This is a genomic window from Paenarthrobacter sp. NPDC090517, assembly GCF_044769165.1.
Lineage (GTDB): Bacteria > Actinomycetota > Actinomycetes > Actinomycetales > Micrococcaceae > Arthrobacter.
Map to the genome: position 1 here is coordinate 284,571 of NZ_JBIVXN010000003.1, position 13,886 is coordinate 298,456.

Annotated in this window: 8 protein-coding genes; 2 read left to right on the plus strand and 6 right to left on the minus strand. The window is 63.4% G+C overall.

From position 1 onward, the window contains the following. Positions 1-33 precede the first annotated feature (33 nt). Positions 34-2,721, minus strand: a complete 2,688-nt coding sequence (locus ACIQTW_RS12965) for a GNAT family N-acetyltransferase (RefSeq protein WP_402937331.1) — start codon at positions 2,719-2,721, stop codon at positions 34-36. Positions 2,722-2,775: 54 nt separating this feature from the next. Between ACIQTW_RS12965 and ACIQTW_RS12970 the strand changes: the two genes are divergently transcribed. Then, positions 2,776-5,292 (plus strand): DNA topoisomerase (ATP-hydrolyzing) subunit A, encoded by a 2,517-nt coding sequence (locus ACIQTW_RS12970; RefSeq protein ID WP_402937332.1) that lies wholly within the window; start codon positions 2,776-2,778, stop codon positions 5,290-5,292. Between the two features lie 120 nt (positions 5,293-5,412). Here the strand turns inward: ACIQTW_RS12970 and ACIQTW_RS12975 are convergent, their stop codons facing one another. Further along, complete coding sequence (locus ACIQTW_RS12975; RefSeq protein ID WP_402937333.1) at positions 5,413-5,796, minus strand: VOC family protein; 384 nt, start codon at positions 5,794-5,796, stop codon at positions 5,413-5,415. 129 nt (positions 5,797-5,925) lie between these two features. Here ACIQTW_RS12975 and ACIQTW_RS12980 point away from each other — a divergent pair, with 129 nt between their 5' ends. Next, positions 5,926-6,444, plus strand: coding sequence for a DinB family protein (locus ACIQTW_RS12980; RefSeq protein WP_402937335.1), 519 nt, complete (start codon positions 5,926-5,928; stop codon positions 6,442-6,444). Between the two features lie 3 nt (positions 6,445-6,447). Here ACIQTW_RS12980 and ACIQTW_RS12985 read toward each other — a convergent pair whose 3' ends face one another. Genes ACIQTW_RS12985 through ACIQTW_RS13000 form a run of 4 tightly spaced genes read right to left on the minus strand, consistent with a single transcriptional unit; the run spans position 6,448 to position 13,612 of the window. Beyond that, positions 6,448-7,458: a GNAT family N-acetyltransferase gene (locus ACIQTW_RS12985; protein ID WP_402937336.1), complete on the minus strand. Its 1,011-nt coding sequence runs from the start codon at positions 7,456-7,458 to the stop codon at positions 6,448-6,450. 9 nt (positions 7,459-7,467) lie between these two features. Continuing rightward, entirely contained in the window at positions 7,468-10,905 is a 3,438-nt protein-coding gene (gene cydD / locus ACIQTW_RS12990) for a thiol reductant ABC exporter subunit CydD (protein WP_402937338.1), read from the minus strand. A 7-nt stretch (positions 10,906-10,912) separates the two neighbouring features. Continuing rightward, a complete protein-coding gene (gene cydB, locus ACIQTW_RS12995; RefSeq protein ID WP_402937340.1) occupies positions 10,913-11,995 on the minus strand; it encodes a cytochrome d ubiquinol oxidase subunit II in 1,083 nt (360 codons plus the stop codon). Positions 11,996-12,013: 18 nt separating this feature from the next. Beyond that, the gene (locus ACIQTW_RS13000) at positions 12,014-13,612 is read right to left on the minus strand and encodes a cytochrome ubiquinol oxidase subunit I (RefSeq protein WP_402937342.1); all 1,599 of its coding nucleotides are present in this window, start codon (positions 13,610-13,612) and stop codon (positions 12,014-12,016) included. Positions 13,613-13,886 lie beyond the last annotated feature (274 nt).

Consider the following 13,886-nt stretch of genomic DNA (forward strand, 5'->3'; position numbering starts at 1 on the left):
GTGACTACCTAACCGCGCGGTCCAGTCCTGTGGCTAACCCCGCATCGCGCGTCGGGCACTGTCCGTACGCTGTGCCGCGTTGCCGATCCATACATCCGCGCCAAGGATGGTGGCACCCGAGGGCCCCGCCAGGACAGGGTTGAATTCCACTAAGGCGATTCCAGGATGGTCATCTTTTAGCTTGGCGAGACGGGCAGCAATGTCCTCAAGGGCTTCCACGTCCACGGCGGGCAGACCTTGGTAGCCGAACAGTTTTCGGGACGCCCGTGGCGAGCGGATGACATCGTGCAGGTCCGCAGCTGATAGCGGCGGGACCCGATGCGCCCAGTCGTCCAGCAGGTTCACGGCATCCCCGGCCAGGCCGAACGACAGGACCGGCCCCAGCAGGGGGTCCTCCATGGCACGGAAGGTACAGGCCTGCCCCACAGGCGCCATGGCTTGCACTTCAAGCGACGGCGATCCATAAGGTTCCAAAGCACGGCGCATTTGGGCGATGTTTTGACGGAGGGATTCGGCGTCCTGAATGTCCAGCCGAACGCCTCCGAGGTCCAGTCGATGCCGCAATGCGGGATCCGTGGTCTTGAGGACCACGGGCCATCCCACAGTCTCCGCAGCCTGCACAGCCTCGTCAGCGGTACCAAATCCGAGAGTCGGCACAACATCGATTCCGTAGCCCGAAAGCAGTGCGGCGGCAGCACCGGCGTCGAGCTTCCTGATCTTTTCGCCCGTGACGCCGGCCAGCATGGCGTGCAACGTTTCCCTGGTGCCGTCGACATCGCAGCCGTCGGGCTCCACGAAAAGCCCTTGGTCACGGTCGCGCCACTGCGCGTAACGGACGATCGCCGCCAGGGCCGCCACGGCGGCGCCGGCATTGGAGTAGCACGGCAGCACAGGCTTGCCCGCTGCGCCCACCATGCCTTCCACCTGCACGGAGGGATCCAGGATTCCAGTGAATGCAGCCACAACAGGTTTGCCGGCCTCGGCAGCGCATTCGGCCAGGACGCCCGCGAGTGACTCCACGGTAAGCCCGCGGGCCGGGAGGAGGGCCGCCACAACGGCATGCACGGAGTCGTCCGCAAGGCTTTCCTGGAGACTTGCCCGAAGGGCAGGAAGCGCCAGTGACATACCGGCGTCCAGATCAATGTCCGTCACAAGGCGATTCACATCCAGCCCGAGGGGTCCGGCACTGTCGGCAACCACCTTGGCCAACGCGACGGAGTTTGAGTAAACGGCGACGCCCGGCCCCTTGGGCAACGCCTGCGAGGACGCGATCTGGGCGATGTCCATGAGTTGCTCGATGGTCTCAACACGGATCACGCCCGCCTGTCGCATCATCGCGTCCACTGCCGCGGACGGCGCCTGGGTGGTGCGAACCTCGTGTCCGGGGGGCAGGCTGAGGCCGGTGACGTCGGATTTGGCAACGATTACGGGTTTGCTGCGGGACAACCGGCGCGCAAGGCGTGAGAACTTGCGGGGATTGCCGATGGACTCGAGGTAGAGGCCCACGGCGGAGGTATCGGCGTCGTCCTCCCAGTACTGCATGACGTCGTTGCCGGAAACGTCGGCACGGTTTCCCGCGGAGAGGAACGACGACAACCCGAGCCGGCGGCGGCTGGCGGCTGCGTAAACCGCCACTCCAACGGCCGCCGACTGGCTGAACAAGCCCAGGCTGCCGCGTGGGGGCATCGTGGGTGCCATGGATGCGTTCAACGACACCGCCGGGTGTGTATTGAGGATCCCGAGTGATTCCGGGCCAATGACGCGCATACCGTTCGCCCTTGCCCGCCGCACCAATTCGTGCTGGCGCGCGAGTCCCCGCTCGCCGTCGTCGGCAAATCCGGCAGTGGCCACCACGATGCCCTTGACGCCCGCAGCGGCGCAGTCGTCCACTACGTTGGGCACTTCCTCGTAGGGAACAGCAACGATGGCCAACTGCACCGGCCCCGGGATCTCGGACAACTTTCCGAAGGAGATCATTCCGGCGAGTTCGAACGCTTCCGGGTTGACGGCGTAGACAGGACCTTTGAAGCCGCCTTCAATAATGTGCTCCAGAAGCTGGTAGCCCACCGTCCCCCACTTGCGGCTGGCACCAATGACAGCCACCGACGACGGCGACAACAGGTCCCGCACGCTGCGCGCCTCAGCGCGGTGCTCGCGGGACTCCATGACGGCCCGCGATTTTTCCGTGGGGTCGATGTTGAATTCGACGCTCACAACGCCGTCATCGAATTGTCGTTTGACGTCGTAGCCGGCGTCGGCAAAGACCATCAGCATCTTCCGGTTGTCCGGCAGGACCTCGGCCGTGAAGCGCCGGATGCCGTTTTCCCTGGCGGCAACCGCCAGATGCTCCAGGAGGATTGAGCCGATTCCACGTCCCTGGTGCGCGTCGGAAATGTTGAAGGCAACCTCGGCCTCCGCGGGATCATCAAGCCTGTCGTAGCGGCCAATCCCCATGATTTCACCGCCGATAGTGATCACGAACGCCACGCGGTTGATGTGGTCCACTTCCGTGAAGCGCCGGACTTCCTTGCCGGAGAGCTTTGGTTTGAAGGAGAAGAACCTCATGTAGATGGAGGCCTGCGACTGACCCGCATGGAACGCCTGCAAAGCATCGGCATCTTCGGGTCGTATCGGACGAAGGTGGGCTGTCCCGCCGTCGCGCAGCACGACATCAGCTTCCCAATATTCCGGATAAATGCCGACGCCGGGCTGATCCACCATAGGCTTAGCCTAGCTAAAACATCCGCAGTACATCTTTAAGGATCCACCGACCCCATGGCCCGCAGCCAAAAATCCGCACGCACAGCCGAGCCCCTCGGCGATTTCACCGAGAACATCGTCGACATCGACGTCACGTCCGAGATGGAAGGCTCCTTCCTGGAGTACGCCTACTCGGTGATTTACTCGCGTGCCCTCCCGGACGCCCGCGACGGACTGAAGCCCGTTCAACGGCGCATCCTGTACATGATGTCCGATATGGGCCTCCGCCCGGATCGAGGACACGTCAAGAGCGCCCGCGTGGTGGGCGAAGTCATGGGTAAGCTCCACCCCCACGGCGATACCGCCATATATGACGCCATGGTGCGTATGGCGCAGGATTTTTCCCTGCGCCTGCCGCTCATCGATGGCCATGGCAACTTCGGATCGCTCGACGACGGCCCGGCAGCACCGCGTTACACAGAGGCACGCTTGGCGGCCGCCGCGCTGACCATGACGGACCACCTGGACGAAGACGTGGTGGACTTTGTCCCCAACTACGACAACCAGCTGACGCAGCCGGATGTGCTCCCCGCGGCTTTCCCCAACCTGCTGGTCAACGGCACCACGGGCATCGCTGTGGGTATGGCCACGAACATGCCTCCCCACAACCTGGTGGAGGTCATCGCCGCTGCACGTCACCTGATAGCCAACCCCGGGGCCACGCTGGACGAGATCATGCGGTTCATCCCGGGCCCCGACCTCCCCACGGGCGGCCGCATTGTGGGATTGGACGGAATCCGTGACGCATACGCCACGGGCCGTGGATCCTTCAAGACCCGCGCCAAGGTTGAGGTTGAACAGCTGTCCGCCCGCCGCACCGGTCTGGTGGTCACCGAGCTCCCCTACATGGTGGGCCCGGAAAAGGTCATCGAGAAGATCAAGGATGCCGTCAACGCCAAGAAGCTGACCGGCATAAGCGACGTCGTCGACCTCACGGACCGCAATCACGGCCTCCGCCTGGTCATCGAGTTGAAGAACGGCTTCAATCCCAATGCCGTGCTCCAGCAGCTGTACCGCTACTCACCCATGGAAGATTCCTTCGGCATCAACAACGTCACCTTGGTGGACGGCCAGCCCCAGACGCTGGGCCTCCTGCAGCTGCTGCAGGTGTACGTGGAACACCGGCTCAATGTGGTGCGGCGCCGTACCTCCTTCCGCCTCGGCAAAAAGAAGGACCGCCTCCACTTGGTGGAGGGCTTGTTGATCGCGATTGTGGACATCGATGAAGTCATCCAGATCATCCGTTCTTCGGACGAGGCTTCGGCCGCGCGTGAACGCCTCATGTCCATCTACGACCTCACCGAAATCCAGGCCAACTACATCCTGGAACTGCGCCTGCGGCAGTTGACCAAGTACTCCCGCCTGGAGCTGGAGAAGGAACAGGACGAACTGCGCCGCGAGATCGAGGCCTTGGAGGCCATCCTGGCTTCGGATGAACTCCTCCGCGATCTTGTCTCCGGTGAGTTGGCCGTGGTCGCCGAAAAGTATGGCACGCCCCGCCGCACAGTCCTCTTGGAATCGGAAGCTGTCTCCCCCACGGTGGCTGCGGCCTTGGCGGCATCAGTACCCGGAACAAAGGGCAAAGCCGCAGCGCTGCCCTTGGAAATTCCGGACGACCCCTGCTGGGCCCTGCTGAGTGTGTCCGGACAGATCGCCAGGACGTCCAACCAGGAACCGCTGGCCGAATCAGGCCCCCGAACCAAGCACGATGTCTTCCGCTCAGTGGTCAAGACCACCGCCAGGGGAGAAATCGGTGCTGTCACATCCCAGGGGCGCATGCTGCGGCTCCAAGTGATGGACATGCCCGTGTTGCCTCCGGTCTCCGGTCTCCCCAACTTGGCCGGCGGCGTCCCCGCCAAGGACTTCATCACCCTGCTCAAGGGCGAAACCTTGGTAGCATTCGTTCCCCTGGACGCCGTCCTCGCCGTAGGTACGGTCCAGGGCGTGGTCAAGCGAGTTCAGCCGGACTACCCGCTGAACCGGGAAGACTGGGAAATCATCGCCCTGAAGGACAAGGACTCGGTCCTCGCGGTTGAACCGGCGCAGGAGGACAATGTTGACCTTGTCTTCGTGACACGGCAGGCCCAATTGCTTCGATTCAGCGCTTCCAATGTCCGTCCGCAGGGACGTACAGCCGGCGGCATGGCCGGCATCAAGCTTGCTGCCGGCGACGAAGTGATTCACTTCGGTACCGTTCGCGCGGACGATCCTGCCGCCGTCGTGGTGACCATTGCGGGAACGATCGGCGCCTTGCCGGGGACGGCACCGGGAACTGCGAAGGTGACCGCTTTCGAGGAGTATCCCGTGAAAGGCCGGGCCACCGGTGGCGTGCGGGTCCACCGTTTCCTCAAGGGCGAAGACACACTGCTCCTCGCGTGGGCAGGTCATGGTCCGGCGAAGGCTTCCTCGACGGCAGGCGTCGCAAGGGCGCTTCCCCATGAACATGGCCGCAGGGATGGATCCGGCGTTCCGTTGTCCCAGCCCGTGGAAGCCATCGGCCCGAGCATGGCATGGGCCGACGCCGCGGAATAACGCGGAATAATCGCGGGGCTTCCCGAACGGGGCCGCGAAGTCGTCGAACAGCACGGCAAAGGCCGGGGGTTACAGACCTCCGGCCTTTGTGCTGCCGTGGCTGTGAAGCCACCGCGCGGGCTAGCCGGTTTGGTTGATGCTCAGTATGTTTCCCTCACTGTCGAGGAACCATGCTGCTGCGCTTCCATCAGGCATCGTAGCGATGCCGTCTTCAGTCTTCAGGCCCGGGAAGTCGTAGTCTTCGAACTTGACTCCCTTGCCGCGCAGCTCCTGCACTGTGGCCCGGACATCGCTGACCGTCCAGCCCATCTGGGTGTTCTTCGCAGTCCCTGCATTGGACGTTTGATAGAGAAAGAATCCGGTTCCGTCGCCGCACCTGTACTGGAGGTTATCGTCGTCGTCCGGATTTTCGGGTTCCAGTCCGAGTTTTTCGCTGTAGTACGCGCGTGCCCGGGCTATGTCCTGTGCCGGTAGGACGGCACCAACCTGCTGATCCTTGAGCATTATTTTCTCTTTCCGGCTCTCCCCCCGGAACGAACTTTACTCTCGGCAGGGGCCGTAAGTAATTGGAAAACGACACCATATTTCATGGGCTGCAGAGGAGAGCGGGCAGGATCAGCTTAGACTGGCCGCATGCCGATCATCCCCGATGAAAAAGACTGGACCTGGGTGCTCTCAGAGCCCTGCCCCGAATGCGGTTTCGACCCCGCGACGGTGACTCCCTCCACGGTGCCCGGCACCGTTCTGAACATGCTTCCCCGGTGGCGGGCCGTGCTGCGTCGGGAGGACGTAGCAACACGGCCCAACGACCACACGTGGTCCAACCTGGAGTACGCCTGCCACGTCCGGGACGTCTTCAGCCTCTTCGATCAGCGTCTAAACCTGATGCTCACAGAGGACGACGCCCGGTTTGCCAACTGGGACCAGGACCAGGCCGCGATCGACGGCGAGTACGGTTCCGCTGATCCGCACACGGTCGCCGACGAACTGGAGGCAGAGGGCAAGGAGATTGCAGAGTCCTTCGCCAGGGTTACCGAGGATGATTGGCAACGCACCGGAACGCGCAGCAACGGATCCTCATTCACAGTCCTGACGTTCTCCCAGTACTTCCTCCACGACGTTGTGCATCACCTTCATGATGTGGACGGCTAGTAACTAGAGCATCTTCTCCCACGTCATACTGCGGTTCACCGGCGCATAGCCCATGCCCAAGTAGAGTTGCAACGCCCCGGTGGGGTTGGCCGAGTCCACGTCCAGTGAGGCCACGTTCATTCCCGCCGAGGCGTACCGCTGCATGGCATCGGCGAGCAGTGCTTGAGCTATGCCCTGGCCGCGATAGGCACGCCGCACACCAAGGAGCTCTGTATAGCCTTCCTTGAAACCGCGATCCGCGGCCGAGCCGGGATCAAAGCTGGTTAGCTGATACCCGGCCACCTCCCCCGTGCCGGAATCAATTACCACAGCACTGAGATCGTGCCTGGCCGTCGGTTCCTCAATGGTGAAGCGCCACGATTCTTGATCCCGGGGCTCGCTCCCCCAGTGGTCCCTGAACGCATCGTTATGGGCTTGGCGCACGGGTTCAAACAGCGATGGATCCAGCGTCCTGAGCTCGAGTCCTGCCCTCAGGGGCGCCTCGGGCAGTTGCTGGGACAGGGGCCGGTGCATTTCGTTGAACCAGCGCACGGCGCCGTAGCCGTGACCCATCAGGAGTGTTGCCTGGTGCTCGTGCTGTTCCTCCGTCTGGATGCGGAGACGTGGCGGTGCTGTGGTGTGTCCAGCAGCTTGATCGGACTCGAATCGGCTGCGTACTTGTCCTTCCTGCCACAGCAGGACTGCAGAGCCGATGCCCCGCTGTTGCCATTGCGGGTCAACGCACGCCATTCCGGTGGCTTTATCACCGGCCGGATTCTTGGAAATGCGGCCATAGGCACGCGCCACACCGTCGGAATCAAGGCCAAGGAGCGTGCTCGTCTCCGCCGGGTTCTTGGTGGACTCCAGGACGTGGACCAGATCGCCGCGCTTCTCATACCAGACGGGGCGTTCGACGGCGGCCGTCCGGGCAATCAGGCCTGCCCAGTTGTCGAGGTCTTCCATGGTGGCTGGTCGCCAGTTCAGGCCGGTAGCAACAGCATCCGGCATGACCTGGCTTGCGTCTTCGAAAGGCATGCCAACAGGCTACTGAGGAGTAGGCCTTCCCACCAGTTCCGACGCGCCTGCGCTGCTTCGCTTGGCAGCATCCTTGGCGGCAGGGAGTTCCAGCCGCACATCTGCCGGATCAATATCGTCTGGATTATGCGTCACCAGGACAACGGTGACGTCCTTGAGTCCGTTGCGCAGAATGGCCATCATTTCCCGCGCCGAGCCCGCATCCAGGTGGGCAGTGGGTTCATCCAGCAACAACACGGAGGCTCCGGTCAGGAGCGTCCTTGCCATGGCAAGCCGCTGACGTTCGCCACCACTCAGGAAAGAACCACCGGGGCCGATACGGGCATCGAGCCCGCCCGGCAACGCTTCCACCACTGAATTAAGCCCGACGTCGGCCAGCGCCTTGTGCATCTCGGCCTCACTGGGCTTGGCTGCAGCCGGACGGCTCAGCAGGAGGTTGCCGCGGATAGTGGAGTCGAACAGGTGGGCCTCCTGGGGGCACCACGCAGCTTTGCCGGAGAGCTTCACAGTTCCCTCCGTCAGGGGCAGGAATCCGAGAAGTACGGAGAGAAGCGTGGACTTCCCTGCGCCGGAGGGGCCGGTCACGGCAAGCCAGCGGCCGGGCTCGGCAACAGCATTCACACCGGAAAAGACCCTCGGACCATCCGGCCAGGACGCTGAAGCATCCCGCAACTCCAGCCCCGCCCGTCCCGGTCGATCAGGCAGGCGCAGCGTGCCGCCGTCGTGTTCTTCCGCTTGGCTCCTTGGCGTGGCGCTGTCCAAAGCGCCGGATGCTGCCACCCGACCCAGAACGGCTGCGAGCGCCGGTGCTTGGCGCACAGCGGACACGATGCCACCGTATGGTTCAACCAATGCGAGTTGCATCAGGACAATGACGGCTGCCAGTTCCGGGGCAACTGTGCCGTTCAGCACGGCGGGTGCACTCAGGGCGCCGGCCCACAGTGCGGCCATGGAGGACGCCAGGACAATCACCGCTTGGCCGAGTCCTTCAGCCCATGCCGAGCGTTGTGCAGAGACTGTGGCGGTGCGGTCTTTCCCACGCAGTGCTCCGAGGACCGGCTCCCCCACCCCGTTGGCGCTTAGTTCCGCACGGGCGTCCAGGGCTGCGGCCACCCCCCGAAGCACGACTGAACGCATCTGCTGTTCGGCCTTGGCGGAGTTCCTGTCAGCAAGGACCGCCAGGGTCGGGGCAAGGACCAGGCCGACGACTGCGGCTGCCACCACCGCAGGCAGGGCCGCGGGCAAGACGATGGCTGTGGCGAGGATCGCCGCGGCCCCGACTCCCATGGCAGTCACGGGTGGGAGAACAACCCTGGGCAGAAGGTCTCGGAGGGTGTCCACGTCGTCCACAATGGAGCCCAACACGTTGCCCCCTTGGAGAAGTCGCCTGAGGGACAGCGCCCTCCGGCTTAGCGATGCCCACAGAGCACCGCGGAGGCGGGTCATGGCAGCGAAGACAGCGTCATGGGTCAAGAGCCGCTCGCAGTAACGCAGGACGGCCCTTCCTATGCCGAAGAACCTTACTCCGACGATCGCACCGAGCAGGTAGAGAATGGGCGGCTGCTCACTGGCACGAATGATCAGCCACCCGGACAGACCTGACAGTGCCACTGCGAAGAGGGCAGCCAGGACGGCCACGACACCTGCGGCAAGGAACTTCCAACGTACGGGTCGCAGCGCCCGCAGGAGGCCGTGCAGGCTGCTGGCCCTGGGAACGGGAGGGAGGCCGCCTTGGAGGTTGGCTTCCTTCGCTGGGACTGAAACAACCCCGGCAGGAGTGTCGCGCGGGCTGCTCGTCCCCCTGGCCACAGCCGCTAAGGTCCCGTGCCGGTGCCCTACAGGTACCACATGGTCGGCGAGCGCCCGGGTGCCAGCGTCATGGGCCACCAGGATCACGGTGACGCTGCCACGAAGCGACTCGATGGCGCGACGGACCACGCTGGCGGAGTACTGGTCAAGATGGGCGGTGGGCTCGTCGAGCAACAAGACCGTAGCGCCTGCTTCCACGCGGGCCAATCCGCGGGCCAGGGCGATCCGCCGCAACTCACCGGGGCTTAGTTCGGCCGGGTTCCTTGCAGCCAGGTGCTCTGCGGAGGCCTTCCGCAGGACACGGGTGACGGCTTCGGAGGCGTTCCCCTGGTATCCGTCAAGATAGAGTTCAATCTCTTGCTGCACAGTTTCGGTGGCCATGACCGGGTGTTGCGGAACCCACGCCATTGTCCCAGGGGCCGCACCGGTTATGGTCCCTGTGACCGAGGCTCCCGGCCCTTGGCCGATGAGGCCGGCCAGGACACCCAGGATTGTGCTCTTTCCGCAGCCGCTATCGCCGTCGAGGACCGTAACGCGCCCGGGTGCGGCAGTGAAGCTGAGGGGCCCGACGGCGGCCGCGGACCTTCCGTGGTACGTCACGGACAATCCGCTCACCACTACGCCGGCCTGCTCGGTACTGGTCTGCTCGGTACTGGCCTGCTCGGTGTTGGAAGGCCCATGATCCTGCAGTCGCTCGTGTGAGGGGGCATCAAGTACGGCATTGGTGGTTTCGAGGGCTGCCCTGCCGTCATCGCTTGCGTGGTGGGCGGTGCCCAGTTCCCGGAGCGGAAGGTAGCAATCCGGGGCCAGGATCAGTGCCAAGAGCCCGGCCTCAAGGGCCATGTCGCCATGCACCAGCCGTACGCCGATGAACACAGCCACTACGGCCACGGAGATGGTCGCAATGAGTTCCAGTGCCAGCGCGGAAAGGAAGGCCGTGCGAAGGGTGACCATGGTCCGGGTCCGGTATTGCTCGGAGATATCTTCCAAGGCTGCGCGCTGTTCGGTGGCACGTCCCAGGCCCACCAGGACGGGAAGGCCCTTGGCGAGTTCAAGGATGTGACCGGACAGTTTCCGGAGCGTGCTTTGCGCCTCCCGGACGGTGTCTTCCGTGTGCCTGCCGATGAGGACCATGAACAGCGGCACCAGTGGAACCGTCAGGACGATCACCACGGCACTCACCCAGTCAGCGAAGAGGATTCGGGCTCCGATCAGGAGCGGGACCGTAGCGCAGTTCACGATCGCAGGCAGGTATTGGGTGTAGTAGTCGTCCAGCGCGTCCAGGCCCCGCGTGGCGAGGATCGCCAGACCGCCGTCGTTCATTCCCGATACGGGCGATGAACCGCCGCCGGACAGCGAGCGCCCCAACAGCCGTGCCCGCAGTTCCTCTTTGACGCCCAGGGCAGCCCTCCGGGAGGCTATGCCTTGGCCCCAAACGGTCAGCGACCTAAGGACCGCTCCCACCGCGCCCCACAGCAGTCCGCTGTTCCAGTCCGCTGAACCGGAGGCCAGTCCGGCCAGCATCCCCGCTACGGCTTGGGCCATGAGCACCAGGGACAGTGCTTTGAGGGCGGACATCAGGCCAAGGGCGTAGAGCGCCGATCGCGTGGCAGGGCCGGTAGGGAACACGGGTTTCATGGGGCGGCTATTCTCCCGATTTGCGTGGTGTGGCCGGCGAGCTGCCCTTGGGGACCATCACCTTTGCGGCAATTGCCGGCAGGAACCCGTGGGCTTCGGGGATGTGGGCCGCGCTGACGCGCCTCCGGAACACCCAGTACGTCCATGATTGGTAGGCAATCACGAGCGGCAGGCCAACGGCTGCAACGATGCTCATGAGGCCCAGCGTGTAGTCCGAGGACGAGGCGTTGGAGATGGTCAAGTTGAAGGCAGGATCGATCGTGGACGGGATGACCACAGGGAAAGCGGCTCCGAAGATCGAGGCCGTGGCGCACACAATGAAGGCGCCGAGGGCACTAAAGGCGCGCCCTTCAGACCCTGTGCGGGCCAGCCGCCAAGCCAAGACGACTGCGACGACAGCGGCTGCCACCAAAGCCCAGGTCCAGGGCTTGCCGCTCAGGAACTGGACGGCCACCATCCAGCCGAACATCGGCAACACCGCGAACGGCACCAGGCGAATGAACCAACGGCGGGCGCGATGCCGCACATCGCCGTCGGTCTTAAGGGCAAGAAACGCCAAAGCGTGCACCAGGGCAAACGCCACCACACCGAAACCGCCAAGGAGTGCGTAGCCGCTAAACCAGGACATTGGGCCACCGACGCGGTCCCCGTTGGCGTTCAAGGGCAGGCCCGTGGTGGTGAGCGCCAAGGCTGCGCCGATGCCGAAGGCGGCCACGAAGGACCCGACGGCGATCGCCCAGTCCCAGCGGTTGCGCCACTGCTCGGAGTCCACCTTGCCCCTGTACTCGAAAGCGACTGCCCGGAAGATCAAGGCAGCGAGGACTGCCAGCAGCGGGAGGTAGAGGCTGGAGAACAGTGAGGCGTACCAGAGGGGGAAGGCTGCGAAGGTGGCACCGGCGGCCGTGAGCAGCCACACCTCATTGCCGTCCCACACCGGGCCGATGGTGTTCAGCAGTACCCGGCGGTCAGTGTTGTGGCGGGCAAACAGCTTCATGAGCATGCCGACGCCGAGGTCGAAACCCTCCAGGAAGAGATAACCGGTCCACAACACGGCGATGGCTACGAACCAGATGGTTGGCAACAGTTCCATTGTCAGTACCCCTTGGCTTTAGTAGGCGAATGCCAGGACGTCGTTGCCGGACTTGTCCGGTCCCGTGCCGTCGTCGTTCTTGTCACGTTGGTCGTCTGAATCCTGCACATGGCCCAGTTCAGGCATCGCTGAGGCCACGCCACCGCGGATGTACTTGACCAATAGCTTCACTTCCACCACCAACAGCACGGCATAGATGGCGGTGAGGACTACCAGCGAGGTCATGAGCTCCCCTGCGCTGACCCCCGGGGACACCGCAGCAGCGGTGAACATGAAGACTTGGTCGATTCCGTTCATGTCCGGGTTCGGGGCCACTACGAACGGCTGCCTGCCCATTTCGGTGAAGATCCAGCCTGCGGCGTTGGCTCCGAACGGTGCAAGGATCCCCAGGACGGCAAGGCGCATGAGCCATGTGGACTGAGGAACCACGCCTTTGCGGGTGACCCAGAGGGCCAACAGTGCGGCGAAGGCGGCGAGGCCACCGAAGCCGATCATCATGCGGAAGCCCCAGTAGGTCACTTCCATGACAGGCACGTATTGGATTTCCTGTCCGGCGCGCTCACCGTACAGCGGGTTGTCCGGCAGGTGTGTGCCGTATTTCTCCTTGTACTCACCCAGCAGGCTGTTCACGCCCTTGACCTCAGTGGTGAAGTCACCCTTGGCCAGGAAGGAGAGGATGCCTGGCACTTCAATGACGGCCACAATGTCATCGCAGTTGGTGGCACCAAGGTTCCCGACGCTCAGGACCGAGAAGCCCGTGCCGTCATGGCAGGCAGCTTCCGCTGCGGCCATCTTCATGGGCTGCTGCTCGAACATCAGTTTGCCCTGCAGGTCACCTGTGATGGCCGTTCCCGCGAAGGAGATCATGGCCACCACCGCACCAATTCGCAAGGATGTCATCCACACGGTGTAATCGGCTTTGTCACGGCCCGGGATTGCGGCCTCGCCGGGAACCAGCTTGCCCTCCTTGCCCACCACATCAATGCCATCGTGGCGGCGACGCCAGAGGTGATACCAGGCGATACCCAACAGGAAGGCACCCGCGACAGCCAGAGCGCCGAACAGTGTGTGCGGCACTGCAACCAAGGCCGTGTTATTGGTGAACACAGCCCAGGCATCGGTCATCACGGGCCGGCCATCAACCATTTCAACGCCTACGGGGTGCTGCATCCAGGAGTTCGCCACGATGATGAAGTATGCGGAGAAGACTGAACCAATCACGGCGATCCACAAGCACGCCAGGTGGACGCCGCGCTTGAGTTGCTTCCAACCAAAGATCCACAGCCCCAGGAACGTGGATTCCACGAAGAAGGCCAATAGCGCTTCGAGGGCCAACGGCGCACCGAAAACATCCCCGACGAATCGGCTGTACTCACTCCACGCCATACCGAACTGGAATTCCTGGACGATGCCGGTGGCTACGCCCATGATGAAGTTGATGAGGAAGAGCTTTCCCCAGAACTTGGTCATCCGCAGGTACTCGGGCTTGCCCGTGCGATACCAAATGGTCTGGATGATGGCCACCACCAGACCGAGTCCGATAGTGAGCGGCACCATCATGAAGTGGTAGACGGTAGTGATACCAAACTGCCAGCGTGCGATTTCCAAGGCGTCCATGGCTGTCCTTTGTGCGGTGGACCGAAGTACGATGACCTTACTTCTACGTCACGTAGAAAACTTCTCTTCTACACAGTGTAGAACAAATGGCGACCGCCGAAACCCATTCTTCAAGTGGCGTAACCCACGCACAAGGGTTTGCCTTCGGGTGCGGCGCGCCGATAGTTCTACCTCACGTAGAATGAAGGCCTGAAAAGCGGTAGATTTATTGTGGAATGTTGGATCATCGCTTCCGGCAGCAGGCACTCTGCACCAGGAGCGGAAGGTAGGGACG